Here is a 21050-nt window from a genome sequence, read left to right on the forward strand (position 1 = left end):
CTCTGCCCCCCGCCGATGGCCCGAATTCGTCCGACCCGTTTGCTGAATCTGTCGCGCAGTGCGCTTGCCTGCGCGTTGCTCTTGACCATTGCGGCCTCGCCGCTGGCCCACGCCAAGAAGGCCAAGGCCCACGCGGCGCCGCGCGCCACCGCGGCACAAGCTCGCCAAGCCGCGCACAACCCCGCCGGATTGCCTGCCAACGTGGCGCTGGCCTTTGCACGCGCACACATCCCGCTGGATGCGGTGAGCGTGTTCGTGATCCGCACCGGCAGCGCCACGCCCATCCTGCAGTGGAATGCCGACACCGGAATGAACCCGGCGTCGACCATGAAGCTGCTGACCACCTTCGCAGGGCTGGACCTGCTCGGCCCGGATTTTCGCTGGAAGACCAGGGCCTATGCCGACAACCCGCCGGTCAACGGCACGCTCAACGGCAACCTGTACCTGCGCGGCCAGGGCGATCCGAAGCTGATTCCCGAAGAACTCGTCAAGCTGGTGACCGACGTGCGCCGCGCCGGGGTGGACGAACTGGCCGGCAACATCGTGCTCGATCGCACCTACTTCGAGGGCGGCCTGTCGGATGCGCCGCCGCTGGACGGTGACAGCGCGCGCGCCTACAACGTTGCGCCCGACGCGCTGCTGTATTCGTTCAAGACGCTGACGTTCACGCTGTCGCCGGATGCCGGTAACGGCGCGGTCAACATCGATGTATCGCCGCCGCTGGCGCAGTTGCAGATCGACAACCAGTTGCGCACCACGCGCGGCGGCTGCGGCGACTGGAAGACGACCTCCGGCGCGAACATCTCCACGCAAACCGACGGCCATGTGCTTGCCAGCTTCGACGGCCACTATGCCGCCGCGTGCGGCGAACGCGTCTTCAATATCGCCGCCCTCACGCATGCCGACTTCATCTGGGGCGGCTTCCTGGCGCTGTGGCAGCAAGCCGGCGGCACGACGCGCTTCACGCCGGGCCTGCGCGAAGGCAAGGTGCCACGTCAGGCTGTTCTGCTGGCCACGCACTACGGCCCGCCGTTGTCGGAAGTCGTGCACGACATCGACAAGTATTCGAACAACGTGATGGCGCGCCAGCTGTTCCTGACGATTGGCGCGGAAATCGGCCGCAAGCCCGCATCGGTTCGGCAGTCGACCGAGGTCATCAACCAGTGGCTTGCAAAACAGAACCTGACGATGCCGGAACTGGTGCTGGAGAACGGCTCGGGCCTGTCGCGCATCGAGCGCATCAGCGCACGCAACATGGGGCGCCTGCTGCAGCAGGCTGATGCCAACCCGAACGGCGGCGTGCTGCGCGATGCGCTGCCCGTTGTCGGCGTGGACGGCACCATGCGCAACCGCCTGACACGGGCCGGGGTAGCGGGCAATGCCGAGATCAAGACTGGCACGCTCAACGACGTGCGCGCCATCGCGGGTTACGTGGAAGGTGAAAACGGCGAGCGCTTCGTGGTGGTCAGCATGATCAACCACCCGAACGCCAGCGGCGGCCAGGCCGCCCACGACGCACTGCTGCAATGGATTTACCAGGGCGCGCCGCGATGAGTTCACGCAAGGCACTCCTGGGCATCACCGGCACGTCGGGCAGCGGCAAGACCACGCTCGTCGAGCAGCTCATCGTCCGTTTCGTGCGCGACGGGCGGCGCGTGGCGGCCATCAAGCACACGCATCACGGCTTCGATCTCGATTCGCCGGGCAAGGATTCGTACCGTATGCGCGAAGCCGGCAGCGCCGAAGTCGTGCTTGTGGGCGGTGAACGCCTCGTGCTGATGCGCGAATACGCCAACGCCGTGGAACCCGAACTTGACGACGTGCTGGCGCTGCTCTCGCCTGCCACCGACCTCGTCATCGTAGAAGGCTATAAGCGCAGCACCTTCCCGAAAATCGAAGTGTTTCGCCCTTCACTGGGCCGCGCGCCACTGTGGCCAGAGATTGGCGGCGTGGTGGCGGTGGCCACCGATTCGCCTGACGCCGTGCAACCGCCTGAAGGCGTAGTCGTGCTGGATCTGAACGATGTCGATGCGGTGTACCGGTTTGCCGTACAGCAATTGGCCAATGCACCCATATGAAGCACTCTTAACATCCGGGCACGGCAGCTTGGCTATGATGGGGCGGTTCAGTTTTTCGCCAGCCCCCTCCCAACAACATGCTTTCCCGTCTATCGGCCGCGCTGCTTGGCGCGGCATTTTTTTGCTCGGCCCTGCCAGTCGCTGCGCGTGACTGGGTCGCCCCGAATGCCACCCTCGGGCACGGCGCGCAGGTCCACCAGTTCGTGCTCGTCGACCCGGCGACCGGGCGCGCAATGCCCAACGCGCGCTACCGCCTGTTCCTGCCCGACCACACCATCGCCGGCAAGCCGCCGCAGGTGGGCGAAACCGACAGCGTGATCTTCGGCACGACCGACAGCGCCGGGCGCACGGCCAAGGTTCGGTTGTCGAAGCGTTATGCGGCGGCACGCTGGGTGCTCAATCCGGTGGTCGGCCATGGCGAGCTTGGCGAATCGTTCCGCCTGGTCGATTCGCTCGGCGGCGCGCCGATCGAGGGGCACCCATATTTGGTCGATGTCGTCGGCGAATACCTGTTCTGCGGCCACTCCAGCGCGGGCGGGTATACCGCCTATGTGCAATCGCGCGAGTCGCGCACCGTGCAGCTTGAAAACACGTTGGCCTTCAGCCGGGCCGACGACGCGTGGTGTGCCCGCGAGGCGCGCGCGATTGCCGACAGCGGCAACACCCCCGGCGCACCCGATCTCTACACGCAGTACCTCGGCACGCTCACGGCCAACGCGGCGACACTGAGCAAAGACTTGCAGAGCCGCATCGCGCGCAAACTGATGTCGCTGGCGATTGCGGAACGCGATGCCGCGCGCATCGACCTCGCCCTCGACTTGCAGCCGGTGCCGGAAGACCGCCTCAACAGCTACGGCTATGAACTCGTTGACGCGGGCCTGCGCGTGGAGCGCGGCATGTCAATGATCGACGCGTATCTGGCCCAGCACCCGAACGACCCATTCGCCCTCGACAGCAAGGGCTGGGCGCTGTACCGGCTCGGCCGGAACGACGAAGCGCTGACGTGGTTTGACCGCTCCATCGCCGTGTTCACGCAACCCGACGGCGACTATGAAGCGAGCGATGACGCGGTACGCGAAGCACGCGCGGAAGGCCTCGCACACAAGGGCGAAGTGCTGTGGAAGCTGGGTCGCGCAGACGAAGCGCACGATTGCTTCAAGCAGGGGCTCGCCATCTCGCCGCAAAACGATGTGCTCAAGGCCACGCTAGCCCGCCTGGCGGTGACATTGCCGACGGCCGACGCAAAGTAACGCAGACATCGCTGCAAACAAAAACGCCCGCGTGAAGCGGGCGTTTTGCTAAGCGCGATGCGCAGCGTCAATGCACCAGATTGTCTGCAAGCAGGCGCTGCAGCACATTGCTTGCAATCAGGCGATGGCCGCCCGTGGTGGGATGCACGCCGTCTGCGAACAGGTAGGACGTATCGGCCCCCGTGGCCACCAACGTGTTGGCCGAGCAGAACAGCGAGCTGCCGCCCGCGCCCGGCACGAGCGCGTTGATCTTGGTCGCATCGCACGCAGGCACGCTCGTGTTGCTGAACCCGAACGTCGCGCCGTTCTGGATCACGGCCGTCAGCTGCGAGTTGAAGTCGATCACGCGCGCGCTGGTGCCGGCCAGACCGGTTTGCAGCGTGGTGTTGAACGCGCCCACCAGTGCATGCAGCAGTGCCTGGCCTGTCGCGCCGCCCGCCACGCCCTGCGGCGTCAGGCTGCTGTCGGGCAGGTTGAACACGTAGAGCTGCGTCGCGTTCTTGCTGATCATGTCCTTGATGTAACCGACCAGATCGGTCGCCGCCTGCTGCACCTGTGCGGTCGCGATGGCGGGCGTCACACCCGAGTTGGGGGTCGCGACAGCGGCAGCCCAGTAGAAGATGTCGTTGTTGCCGCCGAACACGAACACCACGTCGTTGTTGCCGTTGAACGTATTGTTGCTGGCCGCGTAGAAGTTGGCGAGTTGCTGTTTGACCGGATACGTGAGCGCCCCGGCGCCACCGTTGTGACCGATGCCATTCGGGTCGGTCACGCGCGAGCCGCCTTGCGCGTAGTCGAAGCAACCGGGTTTCGGGCAGGTCTGCACCGAGGTGGCGTAACCCATCACGGCCGGCGTGAGCGCCACACCAAGTTGTCCGGCCACGGTTTCCGCCCAGATCGGACCGGGGTTGGTGGTGAACTTGCCGCCGCCTACGGCAGCCGCGGCCGGCGTGTAGGTGCCGGCGTCGCTCAGGCTGTCGCCGAATACCACCATGCGCTGCACCTTGGCGACGTTGGGGTTGCCGCTCTGATCGCTTTCACCGCCGCCGCAAGCCGCCAGGCTCAAGGCCAGGGCCGCCGATGCGACGACGCCCATCCATTGACGCAACTTCATGATGTCTGTCTCCCGTGTGGAATTTTTTTGGTCTGTGGTGCCGCGGTGCGTAACCTCGCCGTGCGCGTTTGAAGCACGCGGAACGACACAACGCCCAAGTGTAGCGAGGTTGCCGGGCGCACGGCGAACGCGCGCCCCGTAAGAATTAGAGGTCCGTCTCGAACGCGGCGGCCGCGCGACGCAGGCGGTCGTTGACAGCAGCCCAGGCGGGCGTGTCGGCTAGGGTTTCCACCCAGATGGCGTCGTAAGCGCCGCGATCGAGTTCGCGCAACAGCGCATAGAGCGCGTTGGCGTAGGCGGCGGGTGTGGCGGGAGCGGCGCGCTGGTCGCAACCATCACGCAGTGCCACGGGGGCACCAAGCCACACGATGCGCTTGTCAGCGGGCAGTGCAGCCAAGCGCGCAGGCACATCGGCCGCGGGCACCAAATACAACGGCGTGCGCGGCGCGTAGTGCGCCTTCAACGTGCCGGAAGCACGCGGCGCAGCGGCGTCCGGTAGCGCAGGCACTTCGCCAGTCACGCGCTCGATGTCTTCAGGCGTGATGGCGCCCGGGCGCAGCAGCACGGGGCCAATGCCCTGGTCCAGCCGTGAAAGATCAATGATGGTCGACTCGATGCCCACGTCCACGCCGTCGCCTTCGAGCACGAACACGGCATCACCGAATTCATCCCGCACGTGCTGCGCGGTGGTCGGGCTGACCTGACCGAACTTGTTGGCCGACGGCGCCGCAATACCGCCGCGCCCACGCTTGAAGCGCGAGAGCAACGCCTGCGCCACCGGGTGCGACGGGCAACGGAGCCCGATGCTGTCCTGCCCGCCTGCCACGGCGGCCGGGATGTGCGGTGCACGTTTCAGGATCAGCGTCAGTGGCCCCGGCCAGAACGCTTCGATGAGCTGCAGCGCGATGCCGGGCACATCGTCGGCCCAGTAGGAAATGTCGGCCCCATCCACCACGTGCACGATGACGGGGTGACTGGACGGCCGGCCCTTGGCTGCGTAGATCTTGGCGATCGCCTGCGGATTTTCGGCATCGGCACCGAGTCCGTACACGGTCTCGGTCGGGAAGGCGACCAGCTCGCCGGCCTCCAGCCTGCGCGCGGCCTCATCAAGGCGTTCAGCGGAAGGCATGGTGTAGGGCGTTTTGGTCCGATGCGGCATGGGCGACTCGTCTTTAGGCGGGCTGCAGACCGAGCACGTGCGCGGCATGGCGGAACGCTTCGTCCACCACTTCCGGCGAGGTGCCGACGCAATTCACGTGGCCCATCTTGCGGCCCGGGCGCGCATCGGCCTTGCCGTACAGGTGGACCTTGGTACCGCTGTGGCGCATGACCTCCTGCCATGCAGGCGTGCGTTCCAGGCCGTATTCGAACCACACGTCGCCAAGCACGTTGAGCATGCGGCCCGGCGAGTGCTGGCGCGTGCTGCCCAGCGGCAGCCGGGCCATGGCCCGCACCTGCTGCTCGAACTGGCTGGTCTCGCACACGTCCATGGTGATGTGGCCGGAATTGTGCGGACGCGGCGCCATCTCGTTGGCGACGAGCGAGCCGTCCTGCAAGACGAAGAATTCGATGCAAAGCACGCCGACGTAGCCCATCTCTTCGGCGACCATCGCCGCGGCGGCGCGGGTGCGCGTGGCAATGTCGTCCGACACGCTGCGCGAGGGCATGATCGTTGAAAACAGGATGCCGTCACGGTGCTCGTTCTCGGCGAGCGGCCAGGTGGCGGTCGTGCCATCGGCGCCGCGCGCGGCCAGCACCGACACCTCGTACGCCAACGGCAGCATCTTCTCCAGCACGCACGGCACGTGCTGCATGGCGCCCCAGGCAGCGCGCAGTTCTTCAACCGTTGAGACACGCGCCTGGCCCTTGCCGTCGTAGCCCATGCGGGCAATCTTCAGGATGCCGGGCAGCAGGTCGGCGGGCAGTTGTTCGATATCGGCTTCGTGCTCGATCACCCAGCTCGGTGCGGGGTGGATGCCGGTGCGGGCGGCACACAGCGCGAAGAATTTCTTCTCGGCGATGCGGTTCTGCGCGATCGATACGCAGTTGGCACGCGGCGCAACAAACGCGCCGAGCTGCTCAAGCTTGTCGAGCGCTTGCGCGGGCACGTTCTCGAACTCGGTGGTGACGGCCGGGCACAGCGCGGCCATCTCGGCCAATGCGGCTTCATCGGTGTAGCCGGCGCAGAGATGGCGCTCGGCGATGGTGCCAGCGGGGCTGTTCGGGTCCGGGTCGAGCACGCAAACCTTATAGCCCATCGCCTGTGCGGCGTGCGTGAACATGCGGCCGAGCTGGCCACCGCCGAGCATGCCAAGCCAGGCATCGGGCAGGATCGCGTTGGGAACGTTCAGCGCGCGGGATTCCGCGGTGTGGGCTTGCGCCAGGCGCGGGTTCAGGTCGTCGGCCATGAATCGGGTCGTAGGTTACTTAAGCGCCATGCACGGGGAGCGTCATGCCGCGCGCGACTTCGGTCTGCTGGGCGCGGAAGGCTTCGAGCTTGTCGGCAAGGGCCGAGTCGGTGGTGGCGATGGTCGCGATGGCAGCCAGCGCTGCGTTGGCCGCACCGGCCTCGCCAATCGCGAACGTCGACACCGGAATGCCCTTGGGCATCTGCACGATGGAGAGCAGCGAGTCTTCGCCGCGCAGGTACTTGGACGGCACCGGCACGCCGAACACCGGCACGATCGTCTTGGCGGCGATCATGCCCGGCAGATGCGCCGCCCCACCAGCACCGGCGATGATGGCGCGCAAACCCCGACCACGTGCGCCTTCGGCGTAGCGGAACATGTCGTCCGGCATACGGTGCGCCGAGACGACCTGCGCCTCGAACGGAATGCCGAACTGCGTGAGCATGTCGACGGCGTGGCGCATCACTTCCCAGTCGGAACTGGAGCCCATCACCACGCCAACGAGCGGAGCGGATTGCTGTGCGGTCATCGTCATCGCTCCGGTTTAACGCAGGGATTCGCCGGTCAGGCGGGTCAGCGCTTCGCGGTACTTGTCGGCGGTTTTTTCGATCACGTCGGCGGGCAGTTGCGGTGCCGGCGCAGTCTTCGGCCACGGCTTGCCATCAATGCGCACGGCTTCGAGCCAATCGCGCACGAACTGCTTGTCGAACGACGGCGGGTTCGTGCCGACCTGGTACGAATCGGCCGGCCAGAAGCGCGACGAGTCTGCGGTGAGCGCCTCGTCCATCAGCGTGAGCGTGCCGTTTTCGTCCAGGCCAAACTCGAACTTGGTGTCGGCAATGATGATGCCGCGCGTGGCGGCAAAGTCGGAGGCTTCCTTGTACAAGCGGATGCTCACGTCGCGGATCTGCGCGGCGAGGTCCGGACCGATGCGGCGCTCGACTTCATCGAAGGAGATGTTCTCGTCGTGCTCGCCCATCTCCGCCTTGGCGGCGGGGGTGAAGATCGGCTCGGGCAGCTTTTGCGCGTTCTGCAGGCCTGGGGCCAGATGCACGCCGCAGACGGCGCCGGTCGCTTGGTAATCCTTCCAGCCGCTGCCGGCCAGGTAGCCGCGCACCACGGCTTCGACCAGGATCGGCTTCAGGCGCTTGACCACGATCGCGCGGCCGCGCACCTGGTCGACTTCATTCGGGGCCACCACGGTTTCCGGGGCGATGCCCGTCTCGTGCGTCGGCACGATGTGGCGCAGCTTGTTGAACCAGAAGTCCGACATCTGCGCGAGCACACGGCCCTTGTCCGGAATCGGCTGGCCGAGAATCACGTCAAACGCCGAGAGGCGGTCGGTGGTGACCATCAGCAGCTTGTCGTCGCCGACAGCGTAGTTCTCGCGCACCTTGCCACGGCCGAGCAACGGCAGGCTGGTGATCGACGATTCGTAAAGGGCGGAGGATGAAGGGGTGGCGGACACGGCGGAACCCGGGAGGAGATAAGAAAACGTGGAAGGCCAGCATTATACGTGGCCCATGGGGTGACCCATAAGCTGGCCCATGCAATGCAAAACGGCTGGCGCAGTGCCAGCCGTTTGCTAAATGTGACGCGAAATGCTTATTGCACCACTTGGGCGAGATCGCCGCTTTGGTACTTCTGCGCCATCACCGACAGGCCGATCGGCTTGATCTTGCCCGCCTGGCCTTCGCAGCCGAACTGGATATAGCGTGCCTTGCAGATTTGCTTGGCGGCTTCGCGCGCCGGCTTCAGCCATTCGCGGGCGTCGAACTTGTCCGGGTTTTCGGCCAGGAACTTGCGCACCGCGCCGGTCATGGCCAGGCGGATGTCGGTGTCGATGTTGATCTTGCGCACGCCGTACTTGATGGCTTCCTGGATTTCCTCGACGGGCACGCCGTAGGTTTCCTTCATCTTGCCGCCGTACTGGTTGATGATGGCCAGCAGTTCTTGCGGCACGCTCGACGAGCCGTGCATCACCAGGTGGGTGTTCGGGATGCGCGCGTGGATTTCCTTCACGCGGCTGATGGCGAGGATGTCGCCGGTGGGCTTGCGCGTGAACTTGTAGGCGCCGTGGCTGGTGCCGATGGCGATCGCCAGCGCGTCCAGTTGGGTCGCCTTGACGAACTGGGCAGCCTCTTCCGGATCGGTCAGCAGGGACGAGTGGTCGAGCTTGCCTTCCGCGCCGTGGCCATCTTCCTCACCGGCCATTCCGGTCTCAAGCGAGCCCAGGCAGCCGAGTTCGCCTTCCACGGTCACACCAACCTTGTGGGCCATCTCGACCACGCGGCGGGTGACGTCGACGTTGTAGTCGAAATCGGCCGGGGTCTTGCCGTCTTCGCGCAGCGAGCCATCCATCATGACCGAGCCGAAGCCCAGGTCGATGGCGCCCTGGCAGATGGCCGGGCTTTGGCCGTGATCCTGGTGCATGACCAGCGGGATCTCCGGATAAGCCTCGACAGCGGCCTGGATCAGGTGCTTGATGAACGATTCGCCGGCGTACTTGCGGGCGCCTGCGCTGGCCTGCAGGATGACCGGTGCGCCGGCTTCCTTGGCAGCTTCCATCACAGCCTGGACTTGCTCCAGGTTGTTCACGTTGAATGCCGGCAGGCCGTAGCCGTTTTCAGCGGCGTGGTCCAGCAGTTGGCGCATCGAGACGAGTGGCATGGTTTTCTCCTATGGATCGATCTGTATTCGGTCTCAGGAACGCGTCCGGTCGATCTAAACGACGTAGCAAACGGCGTTCCGTCGTGGGCGTCAGTGCATGCCGACGCGAACAATCTTGAGCGTGTTGGTGCCGCCGGCCTGGCCCATCGGCTCGCCGACGGTCAGGACGATGAAGTCGCCGCGCTGCACGACACCGCGCGCGACCAGCAGTTCTTCGGCCTGATGCAGCGCTTCGTCGCGGTCGGCGCTGTTGGCCAGCGGCAGCGATTGCACGTTGCGGTACAGGGCCATCTTGCGCTGCGAGGCCACGTTGGGCGTCATCGCATAAATGGGAATGTTGATGCCGTGTCGGCTCATCCAGAGCGCCGTGGCGCCGGAATCGGTCAGCGCGGCAATCGCCTTGACCTGCAGGTGATGCGCCGTGAACAGCGCCCCCATGGCGATCGACTGGTCGATGCGGCTGAAGGTCTGGTCGAGGAAGTCGGCGTCCAGATGCACGGATTGCGACTTCTCGGCTTCCACGCAAATGGCAGCCATGGCCTCGATGGTCTCGACCGGGTAGCGGCCGGCGGCCGTTTCCGCCGACAACATCACCGCATCGGTGCCATCCAGCACGGCGTTGGCGACGTCCGACACCTCGGCGCGCGTTGGCACCGGGTTGACGATCATCGATTCCATCATCTGTGTGGCGGTGATGGCCAGCTTGTTGTTTTCGCGGGCCAGCTTGATCATGCGCTTCTGCAGCGCCGGCACGGCAGCGTTGCCGACTTCCACCGCCAAGTCGCCACGCGCGACCATGATCCCGTCGGACGCAGCCAGGATCTCTTCGAGCACGCCCGGGCGGATGGCCTCGGCGCGCTCGATCTTGGCGATCATGCGGGTCTTGTGGTTGTGCGGCGCGCCGGCCACCGCGGCCAGCTGGCGCGCCATTTCCATGTCGGTCGCGTTCTTCGGGAAGCTGACCGCGACGTAATCGGCGCCCAGCGCCATCGCGGTCTTGATGTCGTCCATGTCCTTCGCGGTCAGCGCCGGCGCCGACAGCCCGCCGCCCTGGCGGTTGATGCCCTTGTTGTTGGACAGATCGCCGCCGATCTTGACGACGGTCTCGATCTCTTCACCCACCACGCGCTCGACTTGCAGCACGATCAGGCCGTCGTTGAGCAGCAGCAGATCGCCCGGGCCCACGTCGCGCGGCAGTTCCTTGTAGTCGAGGCCGACGCGCTCCTGGTTGCCCAGCTCGCAGCGGGCATCAAGCGTGAACCGATCGCCCGGTTCGAGGGTGATCTTGCCGTTCTCGAACTTGCCAACGCGGATCTTCGGACCTTGCAGGTCGGCCATGATGGCCACCTCGCGGCCCACCGAGCGCGCCACTTCACGCACGAGTTGCGCACGATCGATGTGATCTTGCGCCGCGCCGTGCGAGAAGTTCAGCCGCACCACGTCCACCCCCGCGGCGATCATGCGGGTCAGGACTTCCTGCGTGCTGGACGCGGGGCCGAGCGTTGCGACGATCTTGGTAGCGCGGGTCATGGGCGGCGGTGTCTCGTTGTTGTGGTGGGGATGATGGCGGCGCTTGCGCTCAGGCGACAGCGGCCTGGTTCTGCGCGCGTTGTTCCAGGATTTCGACGGCCGGCAGGGTCTTGCCTTCCAGGAATTCGAGGAACGCACCGCCGCCGGTGGAGATGTAGCCCACCTTGTCGGCGATGTTGTACTTGGCGATGGCAGCCAGCGTGTCGCCGCCGCCCGCAATCGAGAAACCCGACGAGGCAGCAATCGCCTCGGCCAGCACCTTGGTGCCGTTGCCGAACTGGTCGAATTCGAACACGCCGACCGGGCCGTTCCAGACGATGGTGCCGGCGGTCTTCAGTTGTTCGGCCAGTTGTGCGGCCGTCTTCGGGCCGATGTCGAGGATCATGTCGTCGTCCGCCACATCCGCCACATCCTTGAAGGTGGCGGCCGCGGTGGCGCTGAATTCCTTGGCGCACACCACGTCGACCGGGATGGGCACAGACGCGCCACGTGCCGCCAGCATCTCGATGATGGCCTTTGCATCGCCCACCAAGTCTGCTTCCGCCAGCGATTTGCCGATCTTCAGGCCGGCAGCCAGCATGAACGTGTTGGCAATGCCGCCGCCGACGATCAGGTTGTCCACCTTGTCGGCCAGCGACTTCAGGATAGTCAGCTTGGTCGACACCTTCGACCCGGCCACGATGGCCACCAGCGGGCGGGCCGGCTGGCCCAGCGCCTTGCCCAGCGCATCCAGTTCGGCAGCCAGCAGCGGACCGGCGCAGGCGACGGGCGCGAACTTGGCGATACCGTGGGTGGTGGCTTCCGCGCGGTGGGCAGTGCCGAAGGCGTCGTTGACGTAGACGTCGCACAGCTTGGCCATCTTCTGGGCCAGTTCGTCGCTGTTCTTCTTCTCGCCCTTGTTCACGCGGCAGTTTTCCAGGAGCACGACCTGGCCGGGCGCGACATCCACGCCATCCACCCAGTTCTGGACGAGTTTCACGTCACGGCCCAGCAGCTCGGACAGGCGCTTGGCAACCGGTGCCAGCGAATCTTCGGGCTTGAATTCGCCCTCGGTCGGACGGCCCAGGTGCGAGGTGACCATGACAGCGGCACCGGCGTCCAACGCGGCTTTGACGGCCGGCACGGATGCGCGGATGCGCGTGTCTTCGGTGATGTTGCCGGCATCGTCTTGCGGCACGTTGAGGTCGGCGCGGATGAACACGCGCTTACCGGCAAGCTTTCCTTCGGAGATGAGATCGGACAGACGCAGGACGTGAGGCATGGCAGCTTCGGAAGAAATCGCGGAAAACAACGATTTTACCCGATGCGACTGGTCAAAACGTGCGTTTCTCGGCCGAACCTGCCGGGCTCGACCGTCTTGCCGAGGCCGATCGGTGGGGCTACGCCGGCAGCGGCGTGCGGCGGCGCAGCCGCATCCAGCCTTCGGCTGAATACACAGCAAGACCTGCCCAGATCAGCACATAGCCGGCCACCTTGGGGCCCGCAAACGGCTCGTTGTAGAGCCAAACGCCCAGCAGCAGCTGCAGCGTCGGGCTCACGTATTGCAGCAAACCCAACAGCGACAGCGGAATACGCCGCGCGCCGGCGCCAAACAGCAGCAGCGGCAGTGCTGTCAGCGGGCCGGCCAGCGCCAGCAGCAACTGCGTGCCCGGCGATGCGGCCAGGAAGGCATTCTGATGCTGCGAAGCCAGCCAGCTGAGGTAGGCCAGCGCCAGCGGAAACAGCAGCAGCGTCTCGAGCGTCAGCCCCTCTAGCGCACCCAGCGGCGAAGTCTTGCGCAGCAAGCCGTAGAACCCAAACGAAAACGCCAGCGCCAGAGCAATCCACGGCAGCGTGCCGGCCTGCCAGGTCAGCCACGCCACGCCTGCCGCCGCCAGGGCTACCGACACCCACTGCACTGGCCGCAGCCGCTCGCCGAGCACCAGCAGCGCCAGCATCACCACCACCAGCGGGTTGATGAAGTAGCCCAGGCTGGCATCGATCACGTGGTCGTGGTTGACGGCCCAGATGTAGGTCAGCCAGTTGGCGGCCAACAGGCTCGTGCTGGCCGCATAGCGCCCCACGACACGCGGTTGCGTGCGCAGCGCCCACAGCCATGCCCAGTGCCGCTTCACGAGCAGGATCATCACCATCACCGCCAATGACCAGATCACCCGGTGCGAGAGAATCTCCACCGGCGACACCGCCTTGAGCAGCTTGAAGTACAGCGGAAACAGGCCCCACATCGTGTAGGCCAGAAACGCGAAGATTGCGCCGTTGCGATTGGAGCCCGACATGTTCATCCCCAGAGACGCAGCACGGTAAAGACGCCCATGCCGACGAAGATCATGCCGAGCATGCGCCGCGTGGCCACATAGAACGCGGTGGCGGCAACGCCGGCCATCAGGCGCGGGTTGGTCCAGCTCGCGTCAAAGTGCCCGTGATTCAAGAGCAGGTCGGGCAGAACGATGGCGACGAGCGCCGCGGCCGGCGCAAAGCGCAGCGCGTGCTGGATGCGCACGGGCAGGGTCATGCGGTTGCCCACGATCAGGAACAGCGAACGTGTGACGATCGTCACCACGGTCATCCCGGCAATCACCAGCCAGATTTCGAGTGCGCTCATGCTTCGCCCTCGTCAGTTGCCGCCTGTGCGGCCCGTCGGCGCTGCCACTGCAGGCGCGCTGCAGCCTCGTCGGCGGCAAGGCCGGCGGCCATGGCACCGGTCACGGCAATCACCAGACTCAATCGATACGGCAACTTGAAGGCAACCAGCGCCAGCACCGCCGCCACGGCCACCGCCATGAGGGTGGCACGGCTACGAATGGTTGACACCATGACAGGAATCAGCGCGAGCGTCCCGGCCAGCGCCAGGCCCCACGCGTCAGGAAACAGGCTCGCCGCGACGATGCCCAGGATGGACGACACCTGCCAGCCCACGAAGCTCAGCAGGACCATGCCCCAGTAATAGCCCTCCTTGCCCGCCTGCGGCGCGGCCGAGGGGTACTGCTGGGTGAACAGCACGAACGGCAGATCGCCGTTGAACACACCCAGAACCACACGCCGCATGAACGGCAAGTGGCCGAAATGCTGCATCAGCCCGGCACTGAAGATAATGAAGCGCACGTTCACGATGAAAGCCGTCAGCAGTGCCGTCCAGATCGGCAACCCCGCCGCCAGTAGCGGCAGCACCGCCAACTGCGACGACCCGGCATACACGAAGATCGTCATGCCGATGGCCTGCGGGATGGTCAGCACCGACTTGCTCATCGCCACGCCCGTTACCAGCCCCCAGGCCAGCACCGGCGGCATCGACGGCATATAGGCGCGCACGCCTGCAAAGAAGCCCGCACGCTCGGCCGGATCGATGGCCTCCCAGCGGCGCTGCAACGCAGCCGCCCAGCGAACTAGCGCCATGGCGCCCCCAGAAGTGGCGAATCAGGCTCTTTTTGATCAACCGGACAGGGGCGGCCGGCAGCGCGGGCGCGCAGGAACGTCGGGGGCGACATGGGTGGCTCGTAGGAAACACACGATTATACTTTTGATGTTAAGCATCCGCTTAACGACAATGCGCCCGTGCCCCGCCCTATGCCGGGATTCGTGCCGGGCGCCACGCACTGCAACAATCGGCGTTGGCGCGCCTGCGCCCACCCCTTACAATTTCGCCTTTGTCGGTTTTTGAACCTGCGGCCCATATCACGGTGTGGCTGACCTGCTCAGACCGCGCCGGCACTCCTCACTCACCATGACCACGCAAACCGCACCCACGATCGAAGTCGGCGCAGACGACCTGCCGCTGCATTGCCCGACCGCCAAGACGCCGGCCTGGAACTACCACCCGCGCGTGTTTCTCGACATCGCCGACACCGGCGAGGCCAAGTGCCCGTACTGCGGCACCGTCTACAAGCTGGCCCCCGGCGTTGAACTGAAGGGCCACCATTGAGCCCGATTCACCTGCAGGACACCGGTCGCAGCTTCCGCCTGGCGATTCGATGATGCGCAAGATCCTCGTCGTCGCCCCCAACTGGATCGGTGATGCGCTGATGGCGCAGCCGCTGTTCGCGCAACTCAAGGCGCGGCACCCGCGCGCGCAGATCCACGCGATTGCCCCGAAATGGGTGGCGCCCGTGCTCGCGCGCATGCCGGAGATTGCGCGCGTGCTGCCCACCGAGCTCGCCCATGGCAAGCTGCAGCTCGGCAGCCGCACGATGTTCGCCCAGCAGCTCAAGGGCGAAACCTTTGACGCAGCGTACGTGCTGCCGAACTCGTTCAAGAGCGCGCTGATCCCGTGGCTGGCCGGCATTCCGCTGCGCATCGGCTACAAGGGCGAGTCGCGCCTGGGCGTGCTGAACGTGCGCTACCCGAATCCGCCCAAGAACGCGCGTCCGCCGATGGTGCAGCACTACGCGGCGCTGGCTTTTAAGCCCCACGCCAAGCTGCCCGACACGCTGCCCGATCCGAAGCTGGACGTTGATGTGCAGCGCGTGGCCGCCACGTCCGCCAAGTTCGGCATTCCGGGCAACGCGCGGCTGATTGCGTTCTGCCCCGGCGCGGAATACGGCCCGGCCAAGCGCTGGCCAGCCGAGCACTTCGCAGAGCTGGCCCAGATGCTGCGCCGCTCGTTCCCCTATGCGCAGATCGTCGCGCTCGGCTCGGGCAAGGACCGCGACATGGCCAACGCCATCGTCGAGCGTGCGCCGTTCGTGCGCAACCTGTGCGGCGAGACCTCGTTGGACGAGGCCATCGAGCTGCTCGCCCGCGCCGAAGCCGCCATCTGCAACGACTCCGGCCTGATGCACGTGACGGCTGCCCTGGGACGCCCGCAGGTGGCCGTGTTCGGCTCCAGCGACCCCCGCCACACGCCGCCGCTGTCGCCCGCTGCGAGTATCATGTGGCTCCATCTGGAGTGCAGCCCGTGCTTCGCGCGCGAATGCCCGCTGGGCCACTTGCGCTGCCTGCGCGACATCGGCCCCGAGATGGTGTTTCATGAATTGCGCCGGCTGCTGCAGCCGCAGTAATACGCTCTCCTTAACGTTCACCGCCATGCCACGATTTGCCCGCCTGTTCGAAGCCGCCGAGGACATCCTCGAAGCCTATCGCGATGCGCTCAAGCGCCGCGATGCCGATGGCGCGCTCAAGCTGTGGCTCGATGAGGATTCGGTGAGCTTCATCCTGCCCGATGGCCAGCGCCTGCACGGCCACGAGCAGCTGCGCGGCTGCCTCGATGCGCTGGTCGAGAAGAATCCGGTCTGGATCGAATGCCTCTCGCAGCAGGTGCATTCGTCGCTGGGCGTATCCATCTTCGAAGCCACGGAAGCGCTGCGCTTCTCGGCCACCGCCACCGAGGCCGACCTGTACGTGCACACCACCTACGTGCTGATGCAGAACCACGAAGGCTGGCGCATCGCCCACGTGCATTCCAGCCAGGCCGCCGAAGAACGCGTGGCCGCTTCCATCGCCAGCGTCACGCACTCTCTGCACTAAGCTGCCGCGCTCGGCGTGGCCACCGTCTCTTTCGATGACCCACCCGTCTCGCCACGCCACTCCTCTTGAACTGAATCTGCGCGCCCTGCTTGCGGGGCCGTTCGAGCCGCACGCGTTCCGCTCGCCGTGGTGGCTGATCGGCGGCAATGCGCAAACGATCGTGCCCGCGCGCCTGTGGCGCTTTCCGCGCATTGCGTATCGGCGTGAGCGCTGGGACACGCCCGACCACGACTTCATCGACCTCGACTGGACCACGCATGAGACCGACGCGAACGCGCCGCTCGTCGTCATGTTTCATGGCCTGGAAGGCGATTCGCGCAGCCATTACGCGCGGCTGCTGATGGACGCGCTGCGCGCACGCCGCTGGCAAGGTGTCATTCCACACTTCCGCGGTTGCTCGGGCGAGATGAACCTCGCGCCGCGCATGTACCACTGCGGCGATGGCGCGGAGGTTGCGTGGATCCTCGAACGCCTGTATCGGACGGTTTGCCAGCCGCAGGGCCGCAAGTTGCTGGTCGTCGGCATCTCGCTGGGCGGCAATGCGCTGCTGCGCTACCTCGGCGAGCACGGTACCGATGCCCGCTACGTGAGCGCCGCAGCGACGGTGTCTGCGCCGCTGGACATGCGGGCCGGCGGCGCAGCGTTGTCCAAGGGCTTCAACATGGTCTACACGCGGATGTTTCTGCGCACTCTCAAGGGCAAGGCCAACGCCAAGCTCGACCAGCACCCCGGTCTGTACGACCGCGCCGCCATGATGGCCACGCGCACGCTGGGCCAATTCGACAATCTCGTCACCGCACCGCTGCACGGTTTTCGCGACGTTCTCGACTACTGGACACGCGCTTCGTCCAAACCCGTGCTGCGCGAGGTACGTGTGCCGGCGCTGGTGCTGAACGCACGCAACGATCCGTTCCTGCCCGGACAACACCTGCCCGGCGCGGCCGACGTGTCGCCCGACATCACGCTGGACCAGCCGCTGCACGGCGGCCATGTCGGCTTCCTTCTGCGCCATGGCAAGACTGGCCGCGTGGATTGGATGCCGGCCCGCGTCCTGCGCTTTTTCGATGACGTACTGGGCCGCCAAGCCAACGCGGAGGATGCTCATGGATGACATCGTCCGCCAGGCCATGGCCAAGTGGCCGAACGTGCCGAATTGCTTCGGCTGGCTGGCGCTGGATCGGCGCGGCCAATGGCGCATGCGCAACGAATACGCGCAGGCCAACAAACTGTCCGGCGAGCCAATTCGCCATGCGGCGCTCATCGACTTCATCGTGCGCAACTACGCGCATGACGATGCCGGGCGCTGGTTCTTCCAGAACGGGCCGCAGCGGGTGTTTGTTGAACTCGATTACACGCCGTGGGTTGCACGGCTGTCTGCCGATGGCGCGCCGCCCGCATTTACGACAACCACGGGCGCTGCTTTCTCGCCGAGCGGCTGTTTTGTCGACGAGCACGGCAGCGTGCTGCTCTCGGGCCGCGTCGGCGGATGCGACGCGGAAGAGACCATTGCCCTGCTGCACGACCACGATCTTGAGCCGTTCTCCTCGTTGGCCCAATGGCACGGAGAAGCATGCGGAGCCGCGCTTGGTAGGCTGAATCTGGGGGATCGGACGTTCGACATTGAGCCAATTGCGAGCGCCGAAGTCGCAAAGCGCTATGGTTTCGTAACCCGGCCGGCGGAATAGCCTCAACTGCGCGCCCTATTTGGGCAACGCCTTGTCTTCGGCCTTCTCTTCACGGTATTGCCGCTCCATCTGGTGCAAGCGCGCGTCGACTTCGGATAGCGTGTAGAAGTCCGCATCCCCCGCATCGCGGGCGAGCTTCAATTGCTCCACCGCCGAGCCCCACGCCCCATCCCGTGCGTATTTCTCCGCCAGCGCGCGATGCTGCTCAACGCGCTTGCCCTTGTCGGCATAAGCACGAGCGAGCATGTCCCACCAGATCGGCTGGGCGGTGTCTTCGCGGGTCTTGTCTTTCAGATACGGAATCGCGTCATCGGCCCGGCCGGCTGTCAGCAGCGTTTGCGCATAGGTGATGCCCACCGCGCGTGACAGCGGATACGCAGTGAGTGCTGCGCGCGCCAACGTCAACGCCTCCGATGCGCGGTTACGAGCGCGTGCCAGTTCGATGGCCGTTACGTCCAGCTCGACGCTGCCGGATGTGATGCCGGGAATGTTGCCGTACAGGCGTCGCGCCTCCTGCAGCGCCTGCTCAGCGTCATCCAGCCGGCCGGCCATCTGGTTGGCGACGGCCACGCCGTACCAGAGCGCCGCGCGCTTCTCGACCGGCGCATCCGGTGCCGACGACAACTGCGAGCGTATCGCATTTCGCACGTCGATATAGGCGCTCGTCGACGTTTCCTGCAGCACGCGCGCACGCGCTTTCGCAAAACCAAATTCTGGCCGGCGCGGTTGGCGCGGATGTGGCAAGCCACGCGCGCGGTCTTCCATGTCGGCGATGCGCTCGCCGGTCAGCGGGTGAGTGCGCGCATAACCGGGAATCACGCCGGTATCCGCAATGTTCGTCACGCGCTGCAGGCGTCGGAAGAAGTCCGGCATGCCGTCGGGGTTGTAGCCAGCTCCGGTGAGCAGCGTGAAACCGACGCGGTCCGCCTCGCGCTCCGCGCCGCGCGAGAAGGCGAGCTGGTTCGACACTGCCGCCGCCTGCCCACCCATCGCCAGCGCCTGGGCGGCGTCACCGCTCTTGGTGGCAGCAAGACCCGCCAGCAGGATCGACGCCAGCGCAATCCACATTGACTCACCGGATTTATCGATGCCGCGTGCAATGTGCCGTTGCAGCACGTGGCCGATTTCGTGGCCGAGCACCGAGGCCAGCTCCGATTCACTCTCGGTCGCGACCAACGTCCCCGTGTTCACGCCGATGTAGCCGCCCGGCAGCGCAAACGCGTTGATGCCCGGATCCCGCACGGCGAACAGCTCAAAGCTCGACGCCGACGTGCTGCCCGCCACGTGCTGACGGCGCGCCGCTTCGATCAGCTTGTAGCCGATGCCGTTGAGGTAGTCGGTGATCAGCGGATCGGGCACAAAGTCCGGATCGCGGCGTATCTGGCGCATCACACGGTCGCCCAGACGGCGCTCCATCTCGGGCGACAACGACGCCGTCGACGGATCGCCCATATCGGGCAACTCGTACGTCGGCGCGTCAATGACGGCCGGCTCCTTCGGCAAATACGGCGACTGCCGGCCGATCTGCACGCTGCGATTCAGGTTGCTCTGCACCTGATCGGCTGCCCCGGTAGAACCCAGGCCAGGGTTGATCGAAGCCGCCGGCGCAGACGCCGCCGCCTGCGCGAGCACAGGCAACGGCAGGGGCGCCAGCCACGTCGACAACAACACAGCGGCCGTCAGCTTGCGGACGCGCGGCCGAAAAAGTGAAAGCGTCATACGGAAAGCACGGAGAGCGGAATCAGCGCGGCCACATCGCCGCAAGCCGGGTGCTTGCTATCATAAAACGCTTCGCACCCTGCCCCGCAAAACGCGCTGTCACTCATGTCGCAACTCACCCACTTCGATTCCGCTGGACAAGCCCATATGGTCGACGTCGGCGACAAAGCCGTCACGCACCGCGTGGCCGTCGCCACCGGCACGATCCGCATGTTGCCCGAGACGTTTGCGCTGGTGCGCGATGGCAACGCCAAGAAAGGCGATGTGCTGGGGATTGCGCGCGTTGCGGCAATTCAAGGCTCCAAGCGGACGTCGGATTTGATTCCGTTGTGCCATCCGTTGGCGTTGACGAAGGTGGGGGTGGAGTTTGAACTGGACGAGACCGAACACAGCGTCCGCTGCACGGTTCGTGCCGAGACGCGAGGGCAAACGGGTGTTGAAATGGAAGCACTGACTGCGGTGCAGGTGGGGCTGCTCACCATCTACGACATGTGCAAGGCTGTGGATCGGGGGATGGTGATTGGGGATGTGCGGCTATTGGAAAAGCATGGGGGGAAGTCGGGGGACTGGGTGGCCGATTGATGCACAAGAAAAGAGCGCTCATCGAGCGCTCTTGCTTGCTGTATTAAGTTTCAGCCTTTTCCGCTGCAGACACACCAGTCTTCGATTTGCTGCACGGCTGAGCTCCTACCCCAGCCATAACCCACGCGAGCACATTCGCGTTGGTCTTATTGTCGGGAGTGGCGGTAACCGTGCAACTACCAACAGCCGGTTTTCCCGCCATGTTAATGACACCCCCGCTGTCGAGAGTCACCTTCGCATTTACAGGATCTGGAAGATTCTCGTAGCCTATTTCGGATTTTAAGAGGTCGGGGGTATCGCACGTTCCGGCAATCGTGCCGCCATTCTTTTGGGCACACTCCGCAATTGCCAGTTTCAAAGGTTGTATCTGTGTATACACTTCCGCCCACTTTGAACGCGTCACGTAGTCTTGATACTGCGGGACAGCAATAGCAGCCAAGATGCCAATAATCGCAACCACGATCATCAGCTCAATGAGGGTGAAGCCTCGTTGCCGACGAGATTTGCTTCGATACTGAACTCGCATAGATTCTCCACAATTTATGATTTCACTT

The 21050-nt window shown here is 65.3% G+C and carries 22 protein-coding genes; 9 read left to right on the top strand and 13 right to left on the bottom strand.

Features of this window, described 5'->3' with window-relative positions; translation table 11 throughout:
- Positions 1-15 precede the first annotated feature (15 nt).
- From dacB to ACTJK6_RS06275, 3 genes are all read left to right on the top strand, one after another.
- Complete coding sequence (gene dacB / locus ACTJK6_RS06265) at positions 16-1554, top strand: D-alanyl-D-alanine carboxypeptidase/D-alanyl-D-alanine endopeptidase (RefSeq protein WP_343618054.1); 1539 nt, start codon at positions 16-18, stop codon at positions 1552-1554.
- The gene (gene mobB / locus ACTJK6_RS06270; protein ID WP_440838552.1) at positions 1551-2078 is read left to right on the top strand and encodes a molybdopterin-guanine dinucleotide biosynthesis protein B; all 528 of its coding nucleotides are present in this window, start codon (positions 1551-1553) and stop codon (positions 2076-2078) included. The genes dacB and mobB overlap by 4 nt, the downstream gene beginning before the upstream one ends.
- Positions 2079-2155: 77 nt before the next feature.
- Entirely contained in the window at positions 2156-3328 is a 1173-nt protein-coding gene (locus tag ACTJK6_RS06275) for a tetratricopeptide repeat protein (protein ID WP_440838553.1), read from the top strand.
- A 67-nt stretch (positions 3329-3395) separates the two neighbouring features.
- Here the strand turns inward: ACTJK6_RS06275 and ACTJK6_RS06280 are convergent, their stop codons facing one another.
- From ACTJK6_RS06280 to ACTJK6_RS06330, 11 genes are all read right to left on the bottom strand, one after another.
- Complete coding sequence (locus ACTJK6_RS06280) at positions 3396-4442, bottom strand: SGNH/GDSL hydrolase family protein (protein ID WP_232042067.1); 1047 nt, start codon at positions 4440-4442, stop codon at positions 3396-3398.
- 145 nt (positions 4443-4587) lie between these two features.
- Positions 4588-5601 carry an L-threonylcarbamoyladenylate synthase gene (locus ACTJK6_RS06285; protein ID WP_343618048.1) on the bottom strand — a complete coding sequence of 338 codons (1014 nt, stop codon included), beginning with the start codon at positions 5599-5601 and terminating at the stop codon, positions 4588-4590.
- A gap of 13 nt (positions 5602-5614) precedes the next feature.
- The gene (locus tag ACTJK6_RS06290) at positions 5615-6850 is read right to left on the bottom strand and encodes a 5-(carboxyamino)imidazole ribonucleotide synthase (protein WP_260803006.1); all 1236 of its coding nucleotides are present in this window, start codon (positions 6848-6850) and stop codon (positions 5615-5617) included.
- Positions 6851-6869: 19 nt separating this feature from the next.
- Complete coding sequence (gene purE / locus ACTJK6_RS06295; protein ID WP_232042064.1) at positions 6870-7379, bottom strand: 5-(carboxyamino)imidazole ribonucleotide mutase; 510 nt, start codon at positions 7377-7379, stop codon at positions 6870-6872.
- Between the two features lie 15 nt (positions 7380-7394).
- The gene (locus tag ACTJK6_RS06300; protein ID WP_232042063.1) at positions 7395-8318 is read right to left on the bottom strand and encodes a phosphoribosylaminoimidazolesuccinocarboxamide synthase; all 924 of its coding nucleotides are present in this window, start codon (positions 8316-8318) and stop codon (positions 7395-7397) included.
- 137 nt (positions 8319-8455) lie between these two features.
- Positions 8456-9520: a class II fructose-bisphosphate aldolase gene (fba, locus tag ACTJK6_RS06305; RefSeq protein WP_004636117.1), complete on the bottom strand. Its 1065-nt coding sequence runs from the start codon at positions 9518-9520 to the stop codon at positions 8456-8458.
- A 90-nt stretch (positions 9521-9610) separates the two neighbouring features.
- On the bottom strand, positions 9611-11050 hold the full coding sequence (gene pyk, locus ACTJK6_RS06310; protein ID WP_322017690.1) for a pyruvate kinase: 1440 nt from the start codon (positions 11048-11050) through the stop codon (positions 9611-9613).
- A gap of 49 nt (positions 11051-11099) precedes the next feature.
- Positions 11100-12311 carry a phosphoglycerate kinase gene (locus ACTJK6_RS06315; protein WP_440838554.1) on the bottom strand — a complete coding sequence of 404 codons (1212 nt, stop codon included), beginning with the start codon at positions 12309-12311 and terminating at the stop codon, positions 11100-11102.
- 118 nt (positions 12312-12429) lie between these two features.
- Positions 12430-13326: an EamA family transporter RarD gene (gene rarD / locus ACTJK6_RS06320; RefSeq protein ID WP_440838555.1), complete on the bottom strand. Its 897-nt coding sequence runs from the start codon at positions 13324-13326 to the stop codon at positions 12430-12432.
- A 2-nt stretch (positions 13327-13328) separates the two neighbouring features.
- Positions 13329-13652: an AzlD domain-containing protein gene (locus ACTJK6_RS06325; RefSeq protein WP_232042059.1), complete on the bottom strand. Its 324-nt coding sequence runs from the start codon at positions 13650-13652 to the stop codon at positions 13329-13331.
- On the bottom strand, positions 13649-14443 hold the full coding sequence (locus ACTJK6_RS06330; protein WP_232042058.1) for an AzlC family ABC transporter permease: 795 nt from the start codon (positions 14441-14443) through the stop codon (positions 13649-13651). The genes ACTJK6_RS06325 and ACTJK6_RS06330 overlap by 4 nt, the downstream gene beginning before the upstream one ends.
- Before the next feature lie 328 nt (positions 14444-14771).
- Here ACTJK6_RS06330 and ACTJK6_RS06335 point away from each other — a divergent pair, with 328 nt between their 5' ends.
- The 5 genes from ACTJK6_RS06335 to ACTJK6_RS06355 are packed head-to-tail and all read left to right on the top strand — an operon-like array spanning position 14772 to position 18195.
- Positions 14772-14969, top strand: a complete 198-nt coding sequence (locus ACTJK6_RS06335) for a zinc-finger domain-containing protein (protein ID WP_232042057.1) — start codon at positions 14772-14774, stop codon at positions 14967-14969.
- Between the two features lie 49 nt (positions 14970-15018).
- Positions 15019-16044, top strand: a complete 1026-nt coding sequence (gene waaF, locus ACTJK6_RS06340; RefSeq protein WP_027678124.1) for a lipopolysaccharide heptosyltransferase II — start codon at positions 15019-15021, stop codon at positions 16042-16044.
- Positions 16045-16069: 25 nt separating this feature from the next.
- Positions 16070-16510, top strand: a complete 441-nt coding sequence (locus tag ACTJK6_RS06345) for a YybH family protein (protein WP_009239042.1) — start codon at positions 16070-16072, stop codon at positions 16508-16510.
- Positions 16511-16544: 34 nt separating this feature from the next.
- The gene (locus tag ACTJK6_RS06350; protein WP_440838556.1) at positions 16545-17621 is read left to right on the top strand and encodes a YheT family hydrolase; all 1077 of its coding nucleotides are present in this window, start codon (positions 16545-16547) and stop codon (positions 17619-17621) included.
- A complete protein-coding gene (locus ACTJK6_RS06355; protein ID WP_440476248.1) occupies positions 17614-18195 on the top strand; it encodes a DUF2946 family protein in 582 nt (193 codons plus the stop codon). Before ACTJK6_RS06350 ends, ACTJK6_RS06355 begins: the two co-directional genes overlap by 8 nt.
- Positions 18196-18210: 15 nt before the next feature.
- Here ACTJK6_RS06355 and ACTJK6_RS06360 read toward each other — a convergent pair whose 3' ends face one another.
- Entirely contained in the window at positions 18211-19914 is a 1704-nt protein-coding gene (locus ACTJK6_RS06360; protein ID WP_440838557.1) for a beta-barrel assembly-enhancing protease, read from the bottom strand.
- Positions 19915-20019: 105 nt separating this feature from the next.
- Here ACTJK6_RS06360 and moaC point away from each other — a divergent pair, with 105 nt between their 5' ends.
- Positions 20020-20496, top strand: a complete 477-nt coding sequence (gene moaC, locus ACTJK6_RS06365; protein WP_433866370.1) for a cyclic pyranopterin monophosphate synthase MoaC — start codon at positions 20020-20022, stop codon at positions 20494-20496.
- 43 nt (positions 20497-20539) lie between these two features.
- Here moaC and ACTJK6_RS06370 read toward each other — a convergent pair whose 3' ends face one another.
- Entirely contained in the window at positions 20540-21022 is a 483-nt protein-coding gene (locus tag ACTJK6_RS06370) for a pilin (protein WP_440838558.1), read from the bottom strand.
- Between the last annotated feature and the right edge of the window lie 28 nt (positions 21023-21050).

The sequence above is a fragment of the Ralstonia sp. 22086 genome (assembly GCF_052045975.1).
GTDB classification, from domain to species: Bacteria; Pseudomonadota; Gammaproteobacteria; order Burkholderiales; family Burkholderiaceae; genus Ralstonia; species Ralstonia wenshanensis.